27 protein-coding genes and 1 pseudogene are annotated in these 23554 nt (G+C 33.0%); 5 read left to right on the top strand and 23 right to left on the bottom strand.

What is annotated here, in order from left to right; all coding sequences use genetic code 11:
• Positions 1 to 15: 15 nt before the first annotated feature.
• The 5 genes from QZN45_RS06385 to QZN45_RS06405 all read right to left on the bottom strand — a co-directional run bounded on the left by QZN45_RS06385 (position 16) and on the right by QZN45_RS06405 (position 4040).
• The gene (locus QZN45_RS06385; protein WP_292606850.1) at positions 16 to 627 is read right to left on the bottom strand and encodes a V-type ATP synthase subunit E; all 612 of its coding nucleotides are present in this window, start codon (positions 625 to 627) and stop codon (positions 16 to 18) included.
• A gap of 18 nt (positions 628 to 645) precedes the next feature.
• Positions 646 to 1131 carry a V-type ATP synthase subunit K gene (locus tag QZN45_RS06390; protein ID WP_292606848.1) on the bottom strand — a complete coding sequence of 162 codons (486 nt, stop codon included), beginning with the start codon at positions 1129 to 1131 and terminating at the stop codon, positions 646 to 648.
• 63 nt (positions 1132 to 1194) lie between these two features.
• Positions 1195 to 3198, bottom strand: coding sequence for a V-type ATP synthase subunit I (locus QZN45_RS06395; RefSeq protein WP_296811917.1), 2004 nt, complete (start codon positions 3196 to 3198; stop codon positions 1195 to 1197).
• An 11-nt stretch (positions 3199 to 3209) separates the two neighbouring features.
• The gene (locus QZN45_RS06400) at positions 3210 to 3524 is read right to left on the bottom strand and encodes an HrpE/YscL family type III secretion apparatus protein (RefSeq protein ID WP_292606844.1); all 315 of its coding nucleotides are present in this window, start codon (positions 3522 to 3524) and stop codon (positions 3210 to 3212) included.
• 165 nt (positions 3525 to 3689) lie between these two features.
• Entirely contained in the window at positions 3690 to 4040 is a 351-nt protein-coding gene (locus QZN45_RS06405) for a hypothetical protein (protein ID WP_292606842.1), read from the bottom strand.
• A 61-nt stretch (positions 4041 to 4101) separates the two neighbouring features.
• Between QZN45_RS06405 and QZN45_RS06410 the strand changes: the two genes are divergently transcribed.
• Positions 4102 to 4431 carry a hypothetical protein gene (locus QZN45_RS06410; RefSeq protein WP_292606840.1) on the top strand — a complete coding sequence of 110 codons (330 nt, stop codon included), beginning with the start codon at positions 4102 to 4104 and terminating at the stop codon, positions 4429 to 4431.
• On the opposite strand, the gene QZN45_RS06415 is transcribed toward QZN45_RS06410, so the two are convergent.
• The 11 genes from QZN45_RS06415 to QZN45_RS06465 all read right to left on the bottom strand — a co-directional run bounded on the left by QZN45_RS06415 (position 4421) and on the right by QZN45_RS06465 (position 13813).
• Positions 4421 to 4759: a hypothetical protein gene (locus QZN45_RS06415; protein WP_296811920.1), complete on the bottom strand. Its 339-nt coding sequence runs from the start codon at positions 4757 to 4759 to the stop codon at positions 4421 to 4423. The two genes, QZN45_RS06410 and QZN45_RS06415, sit on opposite strands and share 11 nt — an antisense overlap.
• 1 nt (position 4760) lies before the next feature.
• Positions 4761 to 5270 carry a nitroreductase family protein gene (locus QZN45_RS06420; RefSeq protein WP_292606835.1) on the bottom strand — a complete coding sequence of 170 codons (510 nt, stop codon included), beginning with the start codon at positions 5268 to 5270 and terminating at the stop codon, positions 4761 to 4763.
• Positions 5271 to 5274: 4 nt separating this feature from the next.
• On the bottom strand, positions 5275 to 6072 hold the full coding sequence (locus tag QZN45_RS06425) for a citryl-CoA lyase (RefSeq protein ID WP_292606832.1): 798 nt from the start codon (positions 6070 to 6072) through the stop codon (positions 5275 to 5277).
• A gap of 55 nt (positions 6073 to 6127) precedes the next feature.
• Positions 6128 to 7000: a fumarate hydratase gene (locus tag QZN45_RS06430; RefSeq protein ID WP_292606829.1), complete on the bottom strand. Its 873-nt coding sequence runs from the start codon at positions 6998 to 7000 to the stop codon at positions 6128 to 6130.
• A 4-nt stretch (positions 7001 to 7004) separates the two neighbouring features.
• Positions 7005 to 7907: a peptidase gene (locus QZN45_RS06435; protein WP_292606827.1), complete on the bottom strand. Its 903-nt coding sequence runs from the start codon at positions 7905 to 7907 to the stop codon at positions 7005 to 7007.
• Positions 7904 to 9322, bottom strand: coding sequence for an MmgE/PrpD family protein (locus tag QZN45_RS06440; protein ID WP_292606825.1), 1419 nt, complete (start codon positions 9320 to 9322; stop codon positions 7904 to 7906). The genes QZN45_RS06435 and QZN45_RS06440 overlap by 4 nt, the downstream gene beginning before the upstream one ends.
• A gap of 90 nt (positions 9323 to 9412) precedes the next feature.
• A complete protein-coding gene (locus QZN45_RS06445; protein ID WP_292606822.1) occupies positions 9413 to 9904 on the bottom strand; it encodes a hypothetical protein in 492 nt (163 codons plus the stop codon).
• On the bottom strand, positions 9904 to 10776 hold the full coding sequence (locus QZN45_RS06450) for a DUF3100 domain-containing protein (protein ID WP_292606820.1): 873 nt from the start codon (positions 10774 to 10776) through the stop codon (positions 9904 to 9906). Before QZN45_RS06450 ends, QZN45_RS06445 begins: the two co-directional genes overlap by 1 nt.
• A gap of 182 nt (positions 10777 to 10958) precedes the next feature.
• Positions 10959 to 11447, bottom strand: a complete 489-nt coding sequence (locus QZN45_RS06455) for a hypothetical protein (RefSeq protein WP_292606817.1) — start codon at positions 11445 to 11447, stop codon at positions 10959 to 10961.
• Positions 11448 to 12410, bottom strand: coding sequence for a DUF3100 domain-containing protein (locus QZN45_RS06460; RefSeq protein WP_296811924.1), 963 nt, complete (start codon positions 12408 to 12410; stop codon positions 11448 to 11450).
• Positions 12411 to 12544: 134 nt separating this feature from the next.
• Positions 12545 to 13813, bottom strand: coding sequence for a tRNA(Ile)(2)-agmatinylcytidine synthase (locus tag QZN45_RS06465; RefSeq protein ID WP_292606936.1), 1269 nt, complete (start codon positions 13811 to 13813; stop codon positions 12545 to 12547).
• A gap of 62 nt (positions 13814 to 13875) precedes the next feature.
• Here QZN45_RS06465 and QZN45_RS06470 point away from each other — a divergent pair, with 62 nt between their 5' ends.
• Both QZN45_RS06470 and QZN45_RS06475 read left to right on the top strand, forming a co-directional pair.
• Entirely contained in the window at positions 13876 to 14814 is a 939-nt protein-coding gene (locus tag QZN45_RS06470; RefSeq protein WP_292606812.1) for a transcriptional regulator, read from the top strand.
• Positions 14815 to 14822: 8 nt separating this feature from the next.
• Positions 14823 to 15209 carry a hypothetical protein gene (locus QZN45_RS06475; RefSeq protein WP_292606810.1) on the top strand — a complete coding sequence of 129 codons (387 nt, stop codon included), beginning with the start codon at positions 14823 to 14825 and terminating at the stop codon, positions 15207 to 15209.
• Here QZN45_RS06475 and QZN45_RS06480 read toward each other — a convergent pair.
• Positions 15206 to 16000 (bottom strand): hypothetical protein, encoded by a 795-nt coding sequence (locus QZN45_RS06480; RefSeq protein ID WP_292606808.1) that lies wholly within the window; start codon positions 15998 to 16000, stop codon positions 15206 to 15208. The two genes, QZN45_RS06475 and QZN45_RS06480, sit on opposite strands and share 4 nt — an antisense overlap.
• Before the next feature lie 4 nt (positions 16001 to 16004).
• Positions 16005 to 16346: pseudogene (locus tag QZN45_RS06485) on the bottom strand (heavy metal-binding domain-containing protein).
• Positions 16347 to 16537: 191 nt separating this feature from the next.
• Between QZN45_RS06485 and serA the strand changes: the two are divergent.
• A complete protein-coding gene (gene serA, locus QZN45_RS06490; RefSeq protein ID WP_292606806.1) occupies positions 16538 to 18112 on the top strand; it encodes a phosphoglycerate dehydrogenase in 1575 nt (524 codons plus the stop codon).
• Between the two features lie 56 nt (positions 18113 to 18168).
• On the opposite strand, the gene QZN45_RS06495 is transcribed toward serA, so the two are convergent.
• From QZN45_RS06495 to QZN45_RS06510, 4 genes are all read right to left on the bottom strand, one after another.
• Complete coding sequence (locus QZN45_RS06495; protein WP_292606804.1) at positions 18169 to 18837, bottom strand: Mov34/MPN/PAD-1 family protein; 669 nt, start codon at positions 18835 to 18837, stop codon at positions 18169 to 18171.
• Positions 18838 to 18845: 8 nt separating this feature from the next.
• Positions 18846 to 19559: a tRNA(His) guanylyltransferase Thg1 family protein gene (locus tag QZN45_RS06500; RefSeq protein WP_292606802.1), complete on the bottom strand. Its 714-nt coding sequence runs from the start codon at positions 19557 to 19559 to the stop codon at positions 18846 to 18848.
• Positions 19559 to 20323 carry an aspartate dehydrogenase gene (locus QZN45_RS06505; protein WP_292606800.1) on the bottom strand — a complete coding sequence of 255 codons (765 nt, stop codon included), beginning with the start codon at positions 20321 to 20323 and terminating at the stop codon, positions 19559 to 19561. The genes QZN45_RS06500 and QZN45_RS06505 overlap by 1 nt, the downstream gene beginning before the upstream one ends.
• 65 nt (positions 20324 to 20388) lie before the next feature.
• Positions 20389 to 20793, bottom strand: a complete 405-nt coding sequence (locus QZN45_RS06510) for a PRC-barrel domain-containing protein (RefSeq protein ID WP_292606798.1) — start codon at positions 20791 to 20793, stop codon at positions 20389 to 20391.
• A 160-nt stretch (positions 20794 to 20953) separates the two neighbouring features.
• On the opposite strand from QZN45_RS06510, the gene QZN45_RS06515 reads away from it, so the two are divergent.
• A complete protein-coding gene (locus QZN45_RS06515) occupies positions 20954 to 21676 on the top strand; it encodes a tRNA-binding protein (protein ID WP_292606795.1) in 723 nt (240 codons plus the stop codon).
• 88 nt (positions 21677 to 21764) lie between these two features.
• On the opposite strand, the gene QZN45_RS06520 is transcribed toward QZN45_RS06515, so the two are convergent.
• Positions 21765 to 23177, bottom strand: coding sequence for a lactaldehyde dehydrogenase (locus QZN45_RS06520; RefSeq protein WP_292606934.1), 1413 nt, complete (start codon positions 23175 to 23177; stop codon positions 21765 to 21767).
• Positions 23178 to 23554: the final 377 nt, after the last annotated feature.

The following is a 23554-nucleotide window of genomic DNA, read 5'->3' on the forward strand; positions in this document are numbered from 1 at the left end:
AATTTATCCTCCTAATTATTTAAATAATATTTCAGCAACTTCACTACGTAAGATACTTTTAAATCTATCTAATCTAGCTTCAATAGTGTTATTTACTTCAATATCACCATTACTTGTTTTTAAAATAGCTCCACCCATAGCATCAATAGGTTCACCTAATGTAAAAGTGATATCTTCAACTTGGAAAGTAGAGCTTCCTGAAAGTTGACCTTTTATATTGTTAGTGTCAGCTTCATTTAATTGAATAATTAAATCTTTACTACCTATTTCATCAGCAGCCTCTTTAATCATTTTACTTAATGAATCTTCATATTCATCATCACCAGAAGCAGCTTTAGCTTTCAGTTCATCAGTAGCTTTTGCGAAAGCAGCTTCAATGACTTCTTCTTTAGCGCCTAATTCTGCTCTACGAGCATTCATCTTAGCTTCAGAGATAATTTGCTGATATCTCATTTCAGATTGTTTTTTACCATTTTCTGATATTTTGGTTTTTTCAGTTTCTGCGGTTTTTTCAGCTTTTGCAGTAATTGTCGCAACTTCTGCATTAGCTTCTTGAATGATTACATCAGCTTTCTCTTGGGCTTCAGACATAATGCTTGAAACAATTTTATCTGTGCCTGAGCTCATATAAATTGCCTCCTTAACTTATAAGATTCCACCGAATACCATAAGTAAAATAGCAATCAAGAAACCGTAAATAGCTTGTGTCTCTGGTAATGCAGAGAAAATAATACCACGAGCAAACATATCATTGTCTTCTACAATAGCACCAACGGAAGATGCTGCAGCGATACCTTGTCCCATACCGGAACCTAAACCTGCGAAACCAATGGATGCACCTACACCGATAGCAATAATACCTGCTTCTAAAGTTAATTTAGTTGCATTTCCACCTAATAAACCTGAGAATACTAATAATAAGATTGCAACCAAGAAACCGTAAATAGCCTGAGTTTCTGGTAATGCAGAGAAAATAATACCTCTTGCAAACATGTCGTTATCTTCTGCAACTGCTCCTACAGAACCAGCAGCTGCCATACCTTGACCTAAACCGGAACCTAATCCGGCAAAACCAATTGCTACTCCAGCACCAATAGCTGCTAAAGCAGCACCTAATCCTATTTCTGCCATATTTATTCACCTTTGAAATAATATCAATTTTTAAATATAATTTAAGATATAAATGAAAAATTTTTAATTTTTAATTTTTGTAAATGTCCTTTTTGCTTTGAAAGCTTCGAATTTACCTTTACCTTCCATGAAGAATTGAGAGAAAAATTCCACATAGTTAAGACGTAAAGCGTTAATAAATGCACCTAATACTTGGAACAAGAAGTTTGCGATATGACCAAATACAAATACGATTATAGCAAGGATTATACCTACCATAGGGATCATTTGATCAACCATTACAGCCAAGATGTTTACTGTCATAGCAATACCACCTGTAGCCAAACATAATGCTAAAAGACGAGCATATGATAAAACATCTCCCATGAAACCGAAAACATCCATCACACCATATGCACCATTAGCCCATATTAACATTCCAAGGGTTACAACTATTAATACTCCACCTAATACCATACCAATAATACCTATTGAAGGTATGAGATATCCTAAAGCGAGTAAAATAATTCCAGCTTCAAATATAAACCAACAAATTTGAGAACCAATAGCTTCTTTAACATTTCCATATCTAAAGTTGTTAATAGCACCTAAGATAAAACCAATGTTAGTATAAACAACACCAATACCGATAGCTATTTTCAAAATAGTATCTGGGTGTTTAAATGCGTCAACAGGTCCATATACAGTTGGCAACTTAGTATGTAAAATCCTACTAGCGAAATCCCCAATACATCCATTGGTTATCAAACCCAGTACAACGGCCCACAGACCAGACCAGATTAAAATCCAACCAAATGCATTCATGGAATCACTGGTTTTACCTAAACCACGTAATAAAACAACACCAATAAGAGATACGAATAAACCATAAAATGCATCAGTTAAACAGAACCCGAAGAAGAACGGGAATGTAATTGCAACAAAAATTGTTGGATCCATAGAGTTATAACGTACCGGTGAGTACATATCCACGAGGAATTCGAAAGGTTTTGAATACCATCCATTTTGTTGTAAAATAGGAACATCTTCATCATCTGTACCTTCAACCTCTATTGTTTCAAAGGCACAATGTCCATCAGAACTTTTTTCAACTAATTGTTCAACTTTTTCAGTGTCTTTTTTTGGTACCCAACCTTCAAAGACATAAGCATCTTTAGTTTGAACAAAAGATGAAAGAATTTCATTCTTTTCTTTTTCATTTTCTAATTGTTCTTTGAGAGCTAATATCTCATCATCCCACTGTTCAGCAACGGCTTTCAATTCAGCTTTAATTGAAGCACGTTCTGATTCAATGGTTAATAATCTTGCATCAGCATTTGAAATAACCTGTTGAGGAGTACCTTCAACATTACCTATTTCAATTTTCTCAAAGTCATATTTACGAAGTGTTGAATAAACTTCATCACTAAATTCATTTAATGTTACTACAACGATAATGTCTCCTTCTTTATCATCCGCAGGAACAGTAAATACATCTAATTCATCTGTCAAGTTACTTAATTTATTTTTGATTTCTGAAGTAGATTCAGCATTAATCCTTCCAACAGTAGTAGAAGTGTACTTTGAATCTTTTAAAAGAGCTAAATCCATGTCAAAATTAGATAAGCGATTAGCCAAACTTTTATTAGACTTGAGTTCACTTGTTTCAGTGTCGAGTGCGGTAAGTTTTCCTTCTATAACACTTGTTTTAGCTTCCACCTGGGATAGAGTGTCTTCAGCTTTTTCAATAAAAGCTTCAGTATCTAATTTCTCAACTTCTTTTTGAACTGGCATGTCTGGACTAATAAAAGACATTAAAGTGTCCTTTAACCCATGGCCTTCTGATAAAGAATTTCCTAATAGTTCAGATATACCATTTGTTTTCATGAGAAGTGAAGATAATTTACCAGTGTATGGAGTAGCTTTAGCAGGAGTAACTAATTCCGCTAATTCAGGATCTTGCTGAACGCTATCAGAAATATCACTGACTTGTAAAAGCCCTGATTCGTGGAGAGCATCCACAGTCGGAGCTACATACTTATCAAGTGTAACAATTCTAATTTTACGCATTCTAGCTGTCTTGAACATATAATCTCACACTACAAAATATTTTTGACAATAACTGAAGCAGCTTCATCTACATTAGCCATAGCAGCATTTTTAATGCTAGCAACATCTTCATCGGACTTTTTGGCAATAGATTCTGCTTCTACCTTAGCTTTATCTTCTGCATCAAAAACAGTATTTTTAGCTTCATCTTCTGCCTCACCTTTAGCTTGAGAAATGATTTCTTCAGCTTTTACTTTTGATTCAGCAATTAAGTCTTTAGATTGAGACTCTGAATCAATAATAAGTTGTTCAGCATCAGCTTCAGCTTTTTTTATCATTGCGATTGCGTCTGATATCTCTGCCATAATTAATCACCATGGTACACTTATTTTTATTGTGCAATATATATATCTTTTACTATTTAATATTAGTAAAAATAGCTGAAATTTAATTTAGATTAAAAAAAGATATTCAAAATACAAAATGTATATAAAAATTGTTAATAAAAAAAAGAATAAAAGATAAATAATTTATCTATAGAACCATTTCAAAATACTAGGAGGTAATTTTTGTAAATAAGCCAGGATAGCTATTATAATTATTATTACTCCAACTATAAGCAGTTCTATATTAAATGGATAATCCAATAACATATATCCGCTGACACCAATTACAATCCCCTCAAAAAAGAAAACTGCCTTGGTCCAAGATGGATTGAATAATATTATCAAATATGCAATAGCAATCGTAATCAATATAATTGTAGTTGCCATAACATCATTAGTTAATGGTTGATGTCTTAAAATTGGTAACAAAGCCCAAACAATCAACATTACGGCCAACAACACACCCAATATTTTAAACATTTTAACATTTGCCATAATAACACTAATTTTAATATCAACTTCATAATATTTATATCATTTTATCTAATGAATATATATGGAACGAGCAGTTTGGATAATTTTAAATAAAAATTTTTCACTTACATTGGATAGTGAAATCAAAAACGGCAAATTAGTTGATAAAAAATTCTCTCCTGGAGAAGACATTTGGACTGAAGAACTTCCCAGATTAGGTTTTAGCAATGAGGAAATTCAAAAGGATTATGATAAATTTATAAATGACATCATAGCATTATTTAGCGAACCCAACGCAAACCAAGTATTTTCTGATGCCAAAATAGGTGAAGAATCAGAATACCTCAATGCAAAAAGTCCGCTGCTGATAAGAAAAATAGAAGAATATAGTGTGGATGAAATTATAAAATAGCATTTGCCTTATTCAATACATCATCCATGCTGTCAAATTCAAGCTTTTCACCATCTTCCCCGACTTTTTCAGTTGTAATCAATACATGGGGAGATGCCCAGAGATATGAATATGCAAAATAAGCAAGATTAATAAACAAAAATAGCATTGATACCTGCAAAGCCAAAATTAAGCAGACAACCTGAATTAATAAATTTCCATACCTTCTTTTTTTCATTAAAGCAAAATTATCTTCACTTTCAATCATTATAAATTTTTTCTCAGATAACTTCTCTGAAATTTTTTTTATCTCTTCAGAGCTATCTGCACTTAAAATAAAAAGTTTCATTTTAATCTATGTAAACAACAAATTCATCCAACTCTTTTCTTGGAGTGTCTCTTGGTTCAGCATTACCATATCCCAATGGAGTAAATAGTACTGCTTCTTCATTTTCATCCAAGTTTAAAAATTGATGAGCTTTATTTTTCTTAAATGCTCCAATATAACATGTGCCGAGACCTACATCTGTAGCAGCCAAAATCATATGATCCATAACTATTGTTGCATCAATATCAGAAATGTTTTTTCCATCCCATGGCCTTGTCCATGCCTTATCCAATTCTGCAACAACACACAATACATATGGTGCTTCTACAAACCATTTGGCTCCATAAATCTCAGACAATTCTTGTTTATATTTTTTAGTATCAATGACAAATACCTTAAATGGCTGTGCATTAACGCCTGTTGGCGCAATTGTAGCTGCTTTTAAAACATATTCAAGTTTTTCTTTTTCAACTTCCTTATCAAGATATCCTCTAACACTGTACCTTTCATTAATTACATCACTAAATTCCATTTTTTCACCTTCCATAATATTCTATATCATCAAGATCACAGAATCTTCTGAATTCCTCTTCTTCCATTTTCTCTTCATTGATGTGTGCTATAATACCCGGAATTCTTCCAATGATAAATATTCCTAGACCAGTTTCAGGATCAAAACCCAAATCTGACAGAATCGCTGCATTTGCACCATCGACATTCAATCTAATTCCTTTCTTTTGATATGCCAAATCTTCAACTGCCAATGCAAGTTTGATATGAGGTCCGACAAAGCCCTCCTTTATGACTATGTCCATTAATTTATCAGCTCTTGGGTCGACATTATGATACCTATGACCAAAACCAGGAATCTTTTTTTCTCCCAGAATATATTCATTATAAATATCAATGGCTAAACTTGCAATCTGCTTATTGTCAAGAGCAGAATCTTCAGTTAAATACAAAGAGTTAATTTTAGATTGATATAACTCCATTGTTTTTTGGATAGCTCCAGCATGCTTATGGCCGAAGGACAATAATGCTCCTGCAACTGCTGAATTAATTGGAGAGCCTGATGAAGCAACCAAACGTGCAGTCTGAGTGCTTGGCGGAGTAACACCATGATCACAAAAAGAAACCAGGACATGATTGAATATTTTTCCTTCCTTAATAGAAGGCAATTTTCCTTTCAACAATAAATAAATCATGTCACTATATCTTATTTTTTCAATCAAATCTCTCTGATTATATCCTCGAGTAATAATTTTATCCGTTTCAACTTTAGAAATTGTAGTTTTTAATGAACGAGGACTGACTCTAAAATTATTTTCACTCATGATTTTCTTATCCTTTTTTAATTAATTAAACATATATGAATAAAGTATATAAATTTTACAATTTCAAACAGGCAACTCTCGGTTCAACAAAACAAGAAGGCCTGACTGAAACTATTCTAACGCCACTTGCCCTTTGATTTCCAATATTTACATATGAACCTAAAACAGTTGTTTTTCCTCCCAAACCTAAAGGACCTATTTGACTTTCATTTAACTTGGATGAAACAAATTTTTCCACATCGCTCTGATTATCCAAATTACCATAAGCTATTGCCTTTAACAAAAGAGATGTTGCTTCAAAATGTGTCCTTCCAATGCCAATTGCTGGAATTGAAGGAGTGCATCCCAACATCTTCAATGAATCGTTTAACCACCCGCCAGCTGTTGAAATCACATTGGAAAAAGAACGCTTATGATAAACTCTCAATGTTTTGGCTCTTATTTCAGGACCTCCCCCTTCAAGCAAAAAATGAATGTTTAGAGTATCCGGCGAAATATCTCTTTTGTAAGTAGATTCATCATTTGCACAATCTATCAAAATAGGCGCTGGCTTAAGCATTCCCGGTTTTTCAAATAAACCTTCACTTTGTTCAATTCTTTCAATGTCATTTCCTTTTACTGCCATTGGCCTTGCAGGAAGGGAATTTAAACCCAATTCTATTCCTTCATGAATCTGACTTAATAGCTCCCCAGTAATCTGTCTTTCAGAGCCTATTTCTACAATGACATGGGCAATTCCAGTATCATCACATAATGGAAACTTGGTATCTTGAGCAACATTATAGTTTTCTAAAATTTGTGATAAGCACCATGCAGCATTTTCATTTGTTTCCATTTCAATAGCCCTTTCAAGAGCTCTCAATTTATCATCGGATAATTTAGTTGAAGCTTCAACAATAGATTTAGAAATATCATTAACAATATCCATAAAATCACTCAGGAACAGACAGATTATTGGAATTTCTTGGAGATGGAATGGCATCAGGACAGTATGCATCAATTACCCTTTTGACTAATTTAACTTGTTTTATACGTGCTATAGCTTCTTTTTCAGTAGTGTCCCAATTATGATTGGCTGCAACCGAACCTCCGGTTTTAAGATAAACTGGAGAAGCTACCCTAATGAAATCCGGTACTTCATAATGCCTTATGAATCCTCCAGTAGACTTTGGATTTTCGGTATGCAAGTCAATTGGAATATCGATTACATTTCTGATGGATGCAATCATTGGAATTTGTAAATCTCGAACAGGATTCAGTGAATTAAGACCGATTTTTTCAAGCAATATTGCTGAGGCAGGATTGGAATGACCTGCATGAGCGGATAATTTGAAATGAACATTCAATGGAAGTTCTCCGGCTTTTCTCATTTTATCTAAAACCCAAAGCAGTCCTTCATCATACAACAATATTCCCCGAACACCTAACCTGCAGGCTCTTTTAACATCTTCAACAGCATAAACCAGATTATCATAACCTCTTAACCTATATCCAATCCGACTGCCCTCTTTGGTATGAACGGTAGCTGAAGTGTCATAGGTTGCTCTTGGACCTACTGATAAGAATAACTCACATCCATAACCCTTTGCCAAGGAGACCATTTCTGAAATCTCATAATCACCCAGCATCATTATTCCCTTGGTTTGAGTAACCCTATGAATAAAAATATCCTCTTTAATTGATTCCTCTAAAAGCGCATCCATTGTTTTTGGTGATTGAATTCCAGGAACTTCAAAGCGATATTGGCCGCCATCTTTAAATCGCTTATCTGATTGGAAATCTTTGTAAGTCTCTTCGATACCAATTTGTTTGAGAAATTCTTTTGTATCATTCATAATATCTGCCCATTCAATTTTTCAACAACAAAAGCCATGGAATAATCTTCCAATCTATCAATAACAGTTAAATTTTTTATATCATAAATAGGATTCAAACCTTTGAACTTGTCAATCAATTCCCTTAATTGTAGAGGATTTTCAAAGTCACCTTTTGGAAGCAATGTAAGATTCTGGAACAATCCGTTTCTAAATTGTTTATCCAATTTAATGATGACATTAGAAGGCCTCTTATTCGGATATAATTGATTTAACTTATCATCAGATATGACAATCATCCTATTTGCAATATTTTTAATGCTGTTTACAACATCCACGCTGGAATAATTATCCAAAAGGCCATATTCAATTAATTGATTTATCTTATCAACACTTACTTCACCGACCACAAGAGATATAGCTACAGCATAAGGCAAGCTTTGTTTTAACTCTTCCAGATTCTTTGGATTGAAATTATCATGTTCGGCAGCAATTTCGTATGTTTTGACAGCCACGTTTTCAATGTGATCATATTCATCACCTATACTTGCCTTAAGTTTTAATGCTGTGTCGATTGATGAATGCAAATGTCTGCAAAACGGATATTTTTTAAAGTAGATGTCCCTTACCCTAACTTTTCCGACTTCTTTTAGGGCATTTTCAAATGAAAAGTTATCTTGGTCAAAATCAGTATTATCATATACCATGGTTTTTAAGAATCCTTCATCACCTTCAAATATTGTTTCACTGCCCGTAAAACCATTTCTTGCAAGCAATGCAGACAACAGCCCATTATAAGAAGCCTTTCCAGCATGCAATGCCTTACCCATTGATCCACCATGATCTGATTCTAAAAGACCTGCAGCCTGAGTTCCGCATAATCCCAAAGCATTCAAAATTTGCTTTTCGTCAAGCTTTAATAATTTTGAAGCGACTGCACCTGCAATAAATGTTCCTATAGTGCCTGTTGTATGGAACCCTTTGTTCCTATGTTCAGGATTTACCAGTTTTCCAAGCAAAATTCCAACTTCATATCCGACAATAACACCTTCCAAAAAGTCTTTTCCACTTAAATCATGACTTTCAGCAATAGCCAATGCAGTTGGAAATATAACCGCACCCAAATGAATTTGAGCACCCCTGTGACCATCATCCAATTCCAGCACATGTGCTGCAACACCATTTAAAAATGCGGCACTCAATATGCTGGTTTTTGTTTTTCTACCCACAACAGACGCTTTTAAATTTAAATTTAAGTTTCCAGAAAATATTTCTTCAACTGTGTTAAAGGCTATATTTGAAGCATCCTCAACAGATCCTCTGTATGTTACTCCAAAAAAGTCTAAAAAAGCTGCTTTGACAGTAGTGATGGATTCTACAGTTGCCTGTTCATATCTATAGTTTGAAATAAATTTAGAAATATTTTGTAAAAACATAAAACACCTTATTTAGTATTTGTAAAAAGTAGTATTAAATAGTAACTTACGATGTAAAACAATTTTTCAAAAGAATATGAAAAAAATTAATTAGATTGCAGGAACACCGGTTGCAACCAATACTATATGCGCTACAATTGCTGCACCATAATAAGTAGCTGCAATAACTAAAACTGTAACAACAATGGCTCTCCAACCTAAAGCCTTAAATTCATTCCAGCTTTTACCCATTCCTATACCGACATATGCTAAAAATACAGTTACAATAGATAAAAGCTCTATTTTAGAAACATAATATAATACGAAATCAGAAGTCGGCATTCCAGGAAATGCCAATACGATTCCAATTATACTTATGTAAAGAATTGAAGAGATGTTAAATGGTAAATACCTTTCAAGCCATACCCCCACAAGAGTTATAAGGGACAGTATTCCCATTCCAACTAAAGAATCAGTCATAGGATGTTTATAACCCAAATAATTTCCAATTACAGTAATGATTGAAAATATCGCTAACAGTAATATCCAGTTAAAAATTCCATGAACGGAAACATTTTCAGATCCATCTATCAAATCAGTCATCATTCATCCTCCTTTTCAACTGGATCTTTTCCAATTTTTGGTTCCAACCAACGATACACCCTTTCGGTTAAAGGAAGTGCCAAAAATATTACAATATAAATACCTACACAGAATGAAAGCAAATTACTGAATCCTGCGAACGCTTCGATTTGTGATTCCAATCCTGGAAAAGCTGCAAGAGTAGGACCAATAGCTGCCGCATTCATACTTGCACTGCCCACACCACTTGCCATAGCAAATGCATATGGATGCAATGGCAAGAATGACAATGATAAAGTAACAAGGAAACTGATGAATATAGTACCAATTACAGTACCAATAATGAATATTGCAAATACCCCTCTGGATTCAGGAGAGTTAAAACCATATTTATCAACAACAACAGCAACATTCGGTTCACGACCAATGGAATTAGTCATACCAATTGCTTCTTCTTTAAATCCTAAAAGTAAAGCAATAGGAAGTACAAGAATAGTTGCCAAGTGTCCTATTTCCTGCAATATCAATGCAGGCCCCATTTCAAAAATCAGATGAATTGACTGGCCACTTGAAACAGCCAACTTAGCAATTAGAACACCAATGAAAAGCATCATAGCCCCTTCAGCAATACGAGCCTGTTTTCTTTTAATCCATGTAATGCGCTTATCCAAATAAAATATTAAACCTAAAACAATTGTATAAATCAGAGGCATTATAGTGATTGCAACATCACCAGTTATGGGAATTTTTTGAGTGCCTATTAATTCGGCTACGACTACCAAAATAAGTACAGTAACATGTAATCTATAATCTCTCCATGGATTTTTCTTTAAAATTCGTTTATCCGTTTTTTCACGGTAAATATGTTCCACTTGCCCCTCATCATCATGCATCGGAATAATCGCCAACTCCCAAACCAGCACCAAAAATTAATCAATAATGCTCAATATTAATAGATTACTAAACCTATTATATTTAAATTAATAGCATTTACTTTTTAAAAATACACGAAATGAGAATAAAAATATATAAATTTATAATAAAAAACACAAAATGAGAATAAAAAATAAGATTGTTATACTGGAACTCCAGTAATAACTAAAACTAGATGTGCAACAATTGCTGATCCAAGGTATGTGGATGCGATAACTAAAACAGTAACGATAATCGCTTTCCAACCAAGTGCCTTAAACTCATCCCAACTTTTTCCAATACCTATTCCAACATAGGCTAAAAACACAGTTACAATGGATAATAATTCAACCTTTGAAACATAATACAAAACTGCTTCGGAAGTTGGAACTCCTGGAAAAGCAATGAAAATTCCAATTAGACTAATATAAATAATTGAAGAAATATTTAATGGAAGTTTACGCTCTAACCAAACACCGATTAAAGTAATTACAGACAATATACCCATACCAACTAAGGAATCATAAATTGGATGTTTATAACCTATATAATTCCCAATAACAGTGATTATAGAAAATATTGCCAATAGAAGTATCCAATTAAAGATGCCCTCAACGGACACATCAACAGATTCATCAAGCAAATCAGGCATTTATTTACCTCCAGCTGTTTCTTCATCTTTATTATCATTTCCATCTCCGGAAGATTTTCCTATTTTGGGTTCCAGAATATAATATAATTTTTCAGTCAAAGGAAGAGCGATAAATATCACAATATAAATCCCAATGGAAAATGAAAGCAAGTTACTGAATCCGGCAAAAGCTTCGATATTTGTTTCCAATGTAGGGAATGCCGCAAGAGTTGGACCTAAAGCAGCTGCATTCATACTTGCACTACCTACACCACTAGCCATAGCAAATGCATAAGGATGCAAAGGCAATAAAGAAGTACTTAAACTTGCTAAAAAACTAATAAACACAGTACCAATCATCGTACCTATGATAAATAATGCAAAAATCCCTCTTGCTTCAGGAGAATTAAATCCATACTTATCAACAACAACTGCAACTTCCGGTTCACGACCAATAGAGTTTGTCATACCAATAGCTTCCCTTTTAAATCCTAAAAGTATAGCAACAGGAAGTGCGATGAGAAGTGTTGCCAAATGCCCTAATTCCTGTAACAACAATGCAGGCCCCATTTCAAAAATCAAATGCATTGATTGACCGCTGGAAACAGCCAACTTAGCAATTAGTATTCCTATGAATAACATCATAGCTCCTTCAGCAACCCTAGCTTGCTTTCTTTGAATCCATGTAATAGGTTTTGCCAAATAAAACACCAAACCTAAAACCATAGCATATAAAAGAGGCATTATTGAAACTTCAACACCTTTTGCCAAGGGAATTTTAATAGGACCTATTAACTCAGCAATAATCACTAAAACAAGTACAGTAGCATGTAATCTATAATCCTTCCACGGATTTTTCTTCAAGATTCTCTTATCAGTCTTTTCACGATAAATATGATTAGTATCTGGAATTGTACCCACTCCCACCCAACATGCATTAACATGTGATAAGCATACTTTAAAAAAACAAGTATATAAATCCATATGATTTAGTTCCCACAAGTTCTAAAAATATGAATAAAAATTAGTATAAATTAAACAAAAGTTCACATAAAGTGAATAAAAAAATTTTAATTAAAAACAGTCAAATTAAATATAAATAAATAAAAAAAGCCCATTTATATTAAATTCATTCTACAAATAGGTTTTGAAAGATGTCGCCTTGCAGAAACTGGTGTTTCATAAAATTGATAATTTTTTAAATTTCTAGTGATTTTAATAGGAACTTTTTTGTCAGATGTAATCTTTTTTCCACATTTTTTGCATTTAAATCCCTTATTTTTCCCGGCAGAAGTCATTCTTTTTCCACATGCACATATTGGATTTTGATACTCAACATCATTTAATTTTAACATCTGAAATTTTTCAATGTTAAATGTATTTTGCTCCCCAATCCCTCCAAAGACCTTAATGACATCACCAGGGCGTAAATTGGAAACTATCTTTCTAAAATTTTTTGTTGGCTCATAAGCACCACATTCAATCTCGCCAGATTCATCGAAGATGAAAAAGAACATGTGCCCTCCATCTATAATCTTAGGCACATTTTTTACTTCACCAATAACTTCATAACATCCATATTGCTTCATGTCTGAAATATTATCTGCTTTCTGGATGTGCATATCTGTATGCTGATTTGTTTTGAAAATGCACCAATCAACAATAGGTTCCCCAACCTTGACAATGTTTTTGGCAGTATGCAAAGAGTCAACATTATTTGATCTGATACCATATAAAACAGGACATGGAGTTTTTGGTTCTATGGCAATGTAATTTTCTGAATAGTCAATATTTTCAAAAGTATCCGGAAATGTTTCTTTATCCATCAGATAAACTGATTCATAATCAATTTGACGTTTTGTACCATAATTATCCGCACTTCTATATGCAAGCAGCTCATAAGTATAATCAGATAATGGCAAGCTAATTGCAGCAATTGATCCGATAATCCCCCTGCCTTTTTTGAATTTATGAATTTCACAACCGACAGATTTTCCAAATTTTTCTGCTTCCTCAATTGTAATGAACTCATAAATGGCTCTAAATGCATAATTTTCCATTTCTTCAGTGATTTCCCCATCATAAAAAATTACGCCAGGATTTGTATTGTCACAGTCAAACATCGATAGCTTTTCCACTTCATTCAGGACGATTTCTCGAGCCAAATCAGCCTTTTCATTATTTAAAATTTTTAAACTGACCCCACCATTTCCCCGAGTTTTGAATCTTGCAAACGGATTTAACCTGATTAACCTAGGATAGTCAACAAGTTCTATCGCATTATCCTTAAATTCATTAATTATCTGACTTGCCAAATAAGTGGTACACATCCCATCGGGAGAGTCCGTATCATCTATTCCAATATATAAATACTTAATTACAATCACCTTCAAATAATAACATATATTACAGTTATAAGAATATATAGTTTACAAAGAGGTAAGTTAATATGTTAACTAGAAGCCAATTGTTACATAATATTGAAAAACTATTAAAATCCCAAGGTTATAAAACTTCAGATATTTATGACCAAGGTTCTTTCGATATAGTGGCACGTAAAAAACTACTCATCCTACTTTTAAAAACATTTCAAAATATAGACAGCATCAATGAGACAAACGCTCATGAAATGAAACAATTGGCCAATATTTTTCTTGCTTCCCCAATCATTATCGGAGAAAGATCAAGAAACGGTTTTCTAGAAGAGGGAGTAATCTACGAAAGATACGACATTCCCACCATTGGCTTTGAAACCTTGAAAAACATGATTCTTTATAATGAATATCCTGAAATTCTGGCGGACAGAGGAGGATATTTTGTTAAGATTGACGGCAATGTGATAAAACAATATCGTGAGGAGTATTCATTATCCCTAAAAGACTTGGCGGATTTGGCCCATGTTTCAAGGGCGACAATGTACAAATATGAAAACGAAATTGTTCGCGCCAATACTGAAACTGCCATGATTTTAGAAGAGATTTTAAATACAAAAGTAACACTCGATATTGATTTATTGAAACAACCGCAAAAGGAAGATATTGAATTCAGCAATGTTGATGATACTCTTGACCTATCAAAGTTAGGATATGGTGTTGTTTCAACAAACAAAAGTCCTTTTGATGCAGTGGCTAAGATGAAAACTTCAGAAAAACAATCCCCATTAATGGCGAATGTTGAAAAAAACAGGACTGAAAAAACATTGAAAAGAATGGCAGTTCCCCTAAAGGATTTGTCTGTGGTGACAACATCCGAACCAGTGTTCATAATCAATAATGAAAAGATAAAAGAATCTATCGGAACCATACCTGTAATCAAATCATGGGAACTGAAGGAATTTGAAAATTCAAAAGAATTATTGAAAATGATTAAAGAGAGAAAAGAAAATTAGGTGGCAAAATGGAGAATTTAAGCATTAGCGATATGGAAAATTACCCAATCAAATGGGTTTGTAATTATGCAGGTCAAAAAGCTATTGGAATATGTGGAAAAACACAGAAAATAGCCATGTTCGCATCCGATGAAAGAGTATCCAGAATATTGGATGACATCGTAATTGGAACAGATGAAAACCAGGAAGGATACGGATGCGAAGAAAAAGACAGATGCTGCAATTTCAAATGTGAATACTGCAACATTAGTCCAAGACAATATCTGCAAATTACAGGTAAAAAACCATCAAATAAAAATATAAAAGATTTGATTAATGGGTTAAAAGCCTTAAATGACTCCCTTGAAGAAGAAAAGTTAGTTCCTTTTGAAGAATATGAAGTTGTAAAATTCTAATATTCCCTCAAAAGAGAAAAATCTTCTTTTGCTTCATCCACGCTAGCCACTCCAAGAGCGATTGCATCAACAAAATCAACATTCCTGAAAAATTCAAAGGAATCCTGTGGTTTCAAAACGCCAACTGCAAAAACTCTTGAAGCAATAATTTTTTTATTTAAATTGACTACTTTTTGAATAAATTCCTGCCTTTGAGCTTTATTAAATGCACTTATATCCATCATATAAGATAGAGAATTGTATGGAATCATATAAAAATCAAATAAATCAGTGTCAATATTATCATTGAGAAAATCAGTTGTTTTTGATGGAAATGCAGTAACCAATCCCGAAAGTGAACCAGTGTCATTTATTTGAGACAATATTTTTGAAGTCAACTTCCAATCATACCCATCAACAATAAACTCATCAACAAGCATTACCGGACAATCATAGGTTGAAAACAGCTCAATATCCTCATCCCAATCCACTTCTTTTGCAATATCATAATTAGGATTTAGATAATCCACATCACTTTTTCCAATTGTAGCTATGACTTTCATTTCACATCCATTTTCAGATGCAATATCATATGCTTTAAGTAGATTATCATCATTAACAAGATTTATAGCTCTTACACCATTGTTATAAGAGCCTATGATTACATCAGCAATATTTTGAGGATTATCATATAAATCAATTTGATAAAGTCTGGATCTGTGCCCAAAATAAGGTTCGGCCATGAATGGACCATAACCTAAAATACACTGTGGAATTACTTTTTCTTTGTATTTCAAATCATCAAAAAACATATCATTACCCTTCTTTTTCTATTATAACAGCTGTTCCATATGCTAAAACTTCTTGCATATTTTGAGAAATGCTGTCTGAGTCCAATCTCATGGAAATAATTGCATTTGCCCCCAATTCTTTTGCATGAACAACACATCTTTCAATAGATTCATCTCTTGAATCTTCCATCATCTGAACATACTGTTTGATTTCCCCACCAAGAAGTCCTTTGAGACCGGCACCTATATCACCCCCAAGACCTCTTGCGCGTACTGACAAACCATATACAAATCATTTATTCTCAACAATTCTATATCCTGCAATATAATTTGAACTTGAAATTGGAAATTCTTCGAAAGACACCATTTTTTCACACCGTTTGTTATCAAGGTCCATTTATAAAAAAAGACAATGAACAATTAATAGTTATGAAATATGCTTATAAAAATATTACTTAATGGAATTATATTTAAAATTATAAATATAATAAAAAACATATTTTTATCTAATATTTATTATTAAATATTCATTCTAAAAACAATTATTATGGTGAAAAAATGAAAGTACTTATTGCTGACGCTATTAACGAAAAAGGTATTGAAAATTTAAAGGAAGTAGCTGAAGTCGTTGTTGATACCAGCATCACTCCTGAAGAATTAGCTAATACCATTCATGAATACGATGGAATTGTTGTCCGAAGCCGGACAAAACTTACTGCTGACATTATCAAAAAAGCAGACAACATGAAAATCATTGCAAGAGCTGGTGTTGGAGTGGACAACATCGATCTCGATGCTGCAACCGAGAAAGGTATTATGGTTGTAAACTCCCCAGAATCCACATCAATTACTGTTGCAGAACATACTATGGGATTATTACTTACAATGGCTCGTAAATTATCCATTGCTGATAAATCTGTTAAAGATGGAAAATGGGAAAAGAAAAAATTCATGGGAGTTGAACTTAGAAATAAAACTCTCGGTGTAATTGGAATGGGCAGAATCGGTTCCCAAGTTGTAAACAGATGTAAAGCATTTGAAATGGATGCAATGGCATATGACCCATACTTACCAGAAGAAGTTGCAAAACAAATGGGCGTAGAATTAACCGACTTGGATACTGTGCTTAAAAATGCAGATTTCATCACAATTCATGTACCACTTACCCCTGAAACCAAACATTTAATCTCTACAGAACAATTTGAAATTATGAAAGATACTGCATTTATTACAAATTGTGCCCGTGGTGGAATTATTGATGAAGATGCATTATATGATGCTTTAGTCAACAACAAAATTGGTGGAGCTGCATTGGATGTATATGAAGAAGAACCACCAGCTGAAGATTCAAAATTATTCGAACTTGACAACATTGTATTAACTCCACACATTGCTGCTTCAACTAAAGAAGCACAAAGAGATGCTGCAATTATTGTTGCTGATGAAATAATTGATTTGTTCAAAGGTGGAACACCTCAAAATGTATTGAACATGCCACGTATCGACAATAAAACATACAAAGAAGTATCTCCATACTTAGAATTATGTGAAAAATTAGGCAGTTTCATATCTCAAGCTGTCAACGGTAAAATTAAAGAAGTTGAGATTGTTTACAGTGGAGAATTAGCTGAAATTGATAATTTAGAAATTTTAACAAGAACTGTACTCCAAGGTGTAATAAATCCATTCTTAAGTTCTCCGGTAAATGCTGTCAATGCTGCTCTTGTTGCTAAAGACAGAGGAATCAGCGTTACTGAAGGAAGAAGAAATAATGCTAAAGGATATGACTCATTAATCAAAGTAACTGCTAAAAGTTCAAAAGATAAATTCTCAGCCGAAGGTACAAACTTACACGAAGCTAGAATTTTAAAAGTAAATGATTATTGGGTAGACGTTATTCCAGAAGGACACATGTTTATTGCAAAATACGAAGATGTTCCTGGAAGTATCGGAAGTATTGGCACCAAATTAGGAGAACACCAAGTAAACATTGGAATAATGCAAGTTGGACGAGATGAACAAGGTGGAAGAGCTATTATGATTTTAACTTTAGATAAAGAAATTCCACAAAATGTCATCAAAGAAATCCAAGAATTGAACAATGTTTACGAAGCTATTGGGCTTGAATTATAAATAAAAAACGATTTTCACCATTATTGTTTTTTATTTTTATTTTTTTTAAAATAAGACTATTTTTTAAAATCGCGATAAATTCTTTTCACACTACCATCAGAATTGATTTCAATTTTTATTACTTGAGGATTATTGTTTAAGTTTCTTTTCTCATATTCTTCATAGTGGTCAACAAAAGTATCATCAGTTGTGAAAAATTCATCATCGTCTTCGTCAAGAAGTCCTGGCTTAAACTCATCATTATCATTTAGGACATCATCTTCATCAAAGAATTCATCAGATTTATCTTCAATCAAATAACTATAATCCCCAATAATATAATCCTGATTATTACCATACCTGTCATAAGCTTTAAATGTCGCCAAAGAATATGGGAGGCAAACAATCATATGGAAATAACCATTTTTTGAAAATGTTGTCAAATCGGCATCAGATGGGCTTGCACTAGGACCCGGATGTGAGTGAACTGATCCCCAATATTTTGTATTCATAGGAATCATTTCAGTATGCACTACAGCACCAGTTTCACAGGTTTCACCAGGAACAAAAATCAGACCAGTAATATAAAGTATTTTATTATTTATTTCACCATCAAAAAAAGCTAAAAATTCATTTGGATAAGCTTTCTTAGCATAATAGATTACAGATTCTAGAACTTCCCTATCTACTCGAACTTCATTAAATTCTTCATCATTATTTCCAAAAATTTTTGAAATAAAGCCCATTTTTTCACCTAAATAATATTTTCAAAAAATTCTTCATTAAATTTTGGAACATCCCAGTCAACGTAAGCATAAGTCCTATATGAAATTTGTTCCTTATTTTCTTTTTTGTTAAATCCGATTATTTTTTTACTTTTCCTGTATACTGCAATTCCTCTTTTCTTATATGTTTCAACATCATTTAAATTAATGCCATTTTGATACAATAATTCATGAATATCACTTGACTTAAGCCCATTTATTTTATCATTAGCTTCGTTATTTGAATATTTAGATTTAAGGAAATAAATGCCATGTGATGCAATGCAATTTTTCCAGGATTCATCCTGTCGCCATTTAAAGTATTTTAATACATCCCCATCAGCAATTGGGATGATTCTTGAATCAAAAGCAGGAGGCTTTTTAAAATCCTCCCCATAATGCATTACAAATGAACTGGCAGTGAAACTGGCAATTACAGAATTGATTTTTTCGATTCTTCCATCAAAAGGAATTTTATCTAAAAGCAAGCTTATTTCATCTGAAAAAGTATAAACAAAACTTGGAGAAAACTCTTTAAACAAATCTTTACAAACATCAGCCATGACCTTATAGAAATTCTCGTCATACGGCTTAACTAAATTCAAATCATCAGCCAACTTATGAAAACTTCTACCATCAAGCCTGACAATGATTTTTGAGTTTTTAGGGACTTTCAAAGACGAATAAACTTCATAATCTTTCATTACATTCCCACACTGATAGTTTCATTAAAACTTTTAAGCAATCTAATTGCTGAAAGTGCCGCCAGCATACTGGTTTTTGGATTGGCCGCACAAGGATAATTCATTGTTGTTGTTTTAAATTCACCAAAATCTCCTTTTGCAGTAATTTCATGAACATTTCTGTCAACATTCGGATCTACAATTATCTTTACATCAATGTCCCTTTGACAGGCAATGCTGATTGTTGCAGCAACATTGATATTTAATGGGAATTCCTTTACTGCTTCTGATGCCTTTCCTTCAAATAAAACTTCTTCTTTGTCAATGGTTTTACCTAAAGATTTTGGAGATTTACGGGTAACGAGGCTTACTTCCTTTAAACCAAATTTAGCAACTGCTTTAATCCCATCCAAACCCACAATAGCTCCAGACGGCAAATGAATTTTAGCATTATTCTGTTTAGCGATTTTTTCTATTTTTTGATAAAATCCAATGTCCATAAATGCACCAACACTCATGATAATCATGTCACGACCTTGTCCTAAAACTTTAGGTGCAAAATGTTTAACAGAATCCGGTGAAGCACATTCAAGGACCAAATCAACATTTTTTACCATTTCATCAAAATCAAGCGCAGCCACACCGCCAGCCAGTGAAGCCAGGTTTTCCGCTCTTTCAATATCTTTGTCAAAGAAGTATGCAATTTCAATACCATTATTCTCTGGAACAATGCTTGTTGTTATAATATTAGCAATGGCTCCACAGCCTATAATACCTACTTTCATAAAAATCACACTATAAAATGTAAATCTAATAAAAATTATAAAAAAAAGAACTGGCGAAAGATTAATTATAATCTTTCAGCATCAAATTGGACTTGAGTTTCGTTTTGTGGTTCAGTTTCAGGTTGTTTTGGAACTACAGGCTCAGGGATTTGTGGTTCTGCATTTACTTTTTTCATATCCCTTGGGTTAATTAACATAATATCCCCAATAGCTTGAACTTTATCAAAATCAACAGTCAAAACATCATTTTGAAAAGACCTCATATCATTTTCTTCAGGCACTTCCCCACGAATACTGCCTAAAAATGAATTCATGAATCCAGCAGGTTTTCTTTCTTGCTCAATAGCCCTAACTTGCAATTTTGAAATAGTCCCTAACCTAATATTAAGAACAACATCTTCAACACGCCCTACATAATGTCCTGTATTTGTATAAATCTCTAAACTACGTAATTTTGAAACTTCTACCATGTTTACACCACAAGTAATAATAATTAAATTAAATATGTATAAATTTATTTTATTGTTAATATAAATAGTTTATGTTTTAAATGTTTTAAATCGCTTTTTTACAAAAAATTTATTAAATTATAAAATTAAAATATTAGTTAGAATTAAAAGAGGACTTCAAATGTGGGATACAACTAAAGATTATAGAATTTTAGTAGCAAGCAAAGCAAGAGAAAATTATTTAAATCTAATTCCAACAGCTTCATTTAGAGGAAGCTGGAATAAAAAACAAGCTATTGATTTAGGAAAACAGATGAATAGTGATTTCCAATCATTAACATATTCCTATCTAGAAGGTGACGAATTGGTAAACTCACCAGATGTTGCTAGCTTAAAAGAAAAGGCTTTAAAGATTATTGAATATTTAGGCGGAGACGATTGGAATAAAAAGTTTTTAAGCAATGCTCCAAAGGACGAAAAGGAAAAAACACAGGAAAATATTGCGAAGGTCAGATTTTTCCTTGACACCATCATCGGCTTAAAAGAGCGTTTGGCATTAGGTCCCATTAATGATCCAATCATGGGCATTGACATTAAAGTTGGAGAAGTAATGAGCGTTACACAACATCCCAAAAATGACAATCTCATGTTATGTAATGTTAACCTTGGAAAAAGAGCCATAACAGTTGTAACTAATGATTTGAATGTTAAAGACGACAATAAAGTTGGAGTCTCCCTGCTCCCACCACAAGCATTCAGCGACATAGTAAGTGAAGGAATGTTTTTAGGAATGAATGGAAGTATCCTCAAAGACGTTGAAGGCGAACTTGGAGCAATGCCAAAGGGCATACCAATGGAATCCCTTAACGAAACACGTAACCTTGTTGAAAATTATTTAAAATAGCTTTAATAATTTGTTTTCAGCGCCACCAAATTAATAAGCCATTAATAGTAAAAAAAATCAAAAAAAAATAATGAAATATGCCAGAAGTTCATCTTAAATTCAAACCAATTAATTTGGTTTTTGTCATTTCTTCCACAGCATATTTTATTCCTTCTTTTCCAACACCACTATTTTTAAATCCACCAAACGGCATGTTATCAGTTCTGAATGTTGACTGCTTATTAACAAATACTGTTCCGGCTTCAATTTCATTTGCACATTTCATTGCAGAGTAATAGTTTTCAGTGAATACACCAGCTTGAAGACCATATTCAGTATCATTGGCCATTTTTATAGCATCATCAACCCCATTAACACGAATAATCGGTGCAATAGGACCAAATGTTTCATTAATAACTAAATCCATATCATGTGTGACATTGTCAAGCACTGTTGCCTGGTAAAAAGCACCATCTCTTTTTCCACCAGTTAATATTTTTGCACCACCATTAACAGCATTGTTTACACTTTCTTCAACTTGAATTGCAGCTTTTTCATTAATTAATGTGCCTAACGTAGTTGAATCATCCAAAGGATTTCCCATGACTAATTTTTCTGTTTCCAAAACCAATTTTTCACAGAATTCATCTGCTATTTCATTATCAACTATTATTCTTTTAACACCCATGCACACCTGACCTGCATTTAGAAAAGCCCCATTAATAACACCTTTAACTGCATTATCCATATTTGCATCTTTTAAAACAACCAATGGATCATTTCCACCAAGTTCCAAAGTAACTTTTTTCATTCCTGCTTTTTGAGATATCATCAATCCGGTCGTTACACTTCCAGTGAACGATATCTTATTAACATCATCAGAAGTTACCAGATAATCTCCAATTTCAGAGCCATATCCAGTTACAGTGTTTACAACACCATCAGGAAACTCTTCATTTAACAATTCCGCAAATTTCATTACTGTTAATGGTGCTTCTGTTGGGGGTTTTATGATTACCGTATTTTTACATGCAATTGCAGGTGCAATTTTGTGAATTGTTAAATTTAAAGGATAATTAAATGGAGTGATGGCTGCAACAACACCCAATGGAACTTTTTGAGTGAAGGCAAAAAATCCCTTACCGTTAAGACCTGCGTCCAAAGGTACACTTTCACCATAAATTCTTTTTGCCTCCTCGGCTGCAAGTTTTAATGTTTCAATAGACCTGTCCATCTCAACAAGAGATTCATTTATTGGCTTTCCAACTTCAAGAGTTAGTAACTCTGCAAAATCCTCACGATTATCTTTTAATTTATCGCAAACATTGAATAATTTATTTGAAACTTTAAAAGCAGACATTTCTTGAAGAAAACTTTTAGCATTATTAGCTTCCAAAATAGCTAAATCTGCAGTTTGCCTATGCGCAATTGGAACTGTATCAATTACATCACCATTATAGGGATTTACAACATCAACCAAATCTTCACTGGAAATATGCTTTCCACCTATTAACATATCCATCATATCACAACCAAAAATATAACTATTCCCACCCTATGGAAATTAATGATTCTCACTCTGAAACATTTGACTTTAAAGAGCATGCATTACCTTGAATTCCATCTTCCAAAAGGTTTGACAATTATTTAATTAATTAGCCCTCTTTTACTGTTGAAAAAGTTTTAGAAACCATTTCATTGTCAATTATAATTTAGATATTCTAACTATTTAAAATGCATCAGAAATATTTTAAGAAATCATAGAAAATATGAAAACAATGAAAAAAATCCCTAAGTTAGACAACCTCATGATTAACAAATTTTCAAAAAATTGCATAAAGTTAATAATAGTAAGAACACATAGTATAAAATAATGAAAAACTTAGCACAATAACTATG

This window comes from uncultured Methanobrevibacter sp., from assembly GCF_900314695.1.
Lineage (GTDB): Archaea > Methanobacteriota > Methanobacteria > Methanobacteriales > Methanobacteriaceae > Methanocatella.

Coding starts and splice junctions, on each gene's coding strand:
- QZN45_RS06385 (WP_292606850.1), bottom strand. CDS start 627: ATGAGCTCAGGCACAGATAAAATTGTTTCAAGCATTATGTCTGAAGCC.
- QZN45_RS06410 (WP_292606840.1), top strand. CDS start 4,102: ATGGAACGAGCAGTTTGGATAATTTTAAATAAAAATTTTTCACTTACA.
- QZN45_RS06475 (WP_292606810.1), top strand. CDS start 14,823: ATGGAGAATTTAAGCATTAGCGATATGGAAAATTACCCAATCAAATGG.
- QZN45_RS06520 (WP_292606934.1), bottom strand. CDS start 23,177: ATGGATATGTTAATAGGTGGAAAGCATATTTCCAGTGAAGATTTGGTT.
- QZN45_RS06435 (WP_292606827.1), bottom strand. CDS start 7,907: ATGAATGATACAAAAGAATTTCTCAAACAAATTGGTATCGAAGAGACT.
- QZN45_RS06510 (WP_292606798.1), bottom strand. CDS start 20,793: ATGGTAGAAGTTTCAAAATTACGTAGTTTAGAGATTTATACAAATACA.
- QZN45_RS06445 (WP_292606822.1), bottom strand. CDS start 9,904: ATGACTGATTTGATAGATGGATCTGAAAATGTTTCCGTTCATGGAATT.
- QZN45_RS06425 (WP_292606832.1), bottom strand. CDS start 6,072: ATGAGTGAAAATAATTTTAGAGTCAGTCCTCGTTCATTAAAAACTACA.
- QZN45_RS06495 (WP_292606804.1), bottom strand. CDS start 18,837: ATGGGCTTTATTTCAAAAATTTTTGGAAATAATGATGAAGAATTTAAT.
- QZN45_RS06470 (WP_292606812.1), top strand. CDS start 13,876: ATGTTAACTAGAAGCCAATTGTTACATAATATTGAAAAACTATTAAAA.
- QZN45_RS06460 (WP_296811924.1), bottom strand. CDS start 12,410: ATGGATTTATATACTTGTTTTTTTAAAGTATGCTTATCACATGTTAAT.
- QZN45_RS06515 (WP_292606795.1), top strand. CDS start 20,954: ATGTGGGATACAACTAAAGATTATAGAATTTTAGTAGCAAGCAAAGCA.
- QZN45_RS06480 (WP_292606808.1), bottom strand. CDS start 16,000: ATGTTTTTTGATGATTTGAAATACAAAGAAAAAGTAATTCCACAGTGT.
- QZN45_RS06405 (WP_292606842.1), bottom strand. CDS start 4,040: ATGGCAAATGTTAAAATGTTTAAAATATTGGGTGTGTTGTTGGCCGTA.
- QZN45_RS06455 (WP_292606817.1), bottom strand. CDS start 11,447: ATGCCTGATTTGCTTGATGAATCTGTTGATGTGTCCGTTGAGGGCATC.
- QZN45_RS06430 (WP_292606829.1), bottom strand. CDS start 7,000: ATGGATATTGTTAATGATATTTCTAAATCTATTGTTGAAGCTTCAACT.
- QZN45_RS06420 (WP_292606835.1), bottom strand. CDS start 5,270: ATGGAATTTAGTGATGTAATTAATGAAAGGTACAGTGTTAGAGGATAT.
- QZN45_RS06500 (WP_292606802.1), bottom strand. CDS start 19,559: ATGAAAGATTATGAAGTTTATTCGTCTTTGAAAGTCCCTAAAAACTCA.
- QZN45_RS06450 (WP_292606820.1), bottom strand. CDS start 10,776: ATGCATGATGATGAGGGGCAAGTGGAACATATTTACCGTGAAAAAACG.
- QZN45_RS06415 (WP_296811920.1), bottom strand. CDS start 4,759: ATGAAACTTTTTATTTTAAGTGCAGATAGCTCTGAAGAGATAAAAAAA.
- QZN45_RS06440 (WP_292606825.1), bottom strand. CDS start 9,322: ATGTTTTTACAAAATATTTCTAAATTTATTTCAAACTATAGATATGAA.
- QZN45_RS06395 (WP_296811917.1), bottom strand. CDS start 3,198: ATGTTCAAGACAGCTAGAATGCGTAAAATTAGAATTGTTACACTTGAT.
- QZN45_RS06390 (WP_292606848.1), bottom strand. CDS start 1,131: ATGGCAGAAATAGGATTAGGTGCTGCTTTAGCAGCTATTGGTGCTGGA.
- serA (WP_292606806.1), top strand. CDS start 16,538: ATGAAAGTACTTATTGCTGACGCTATTAACGAAAAAGGTATTGAAAAT.
- QZN45_RS06505 (WP_292606800.1), bottom strand. CDS start 20,323: ATGAAAGTAGGTATTATAGGCTGTGGAGCCATTGCTAATATTATAACA.
- QZN45_RS06400 (WP_292606844.1), bottom strand. CDS start 3,524: ATGGCAGAGATATCAGACGCAATCGCAATGATAAAAAAAGCTGAAGCT.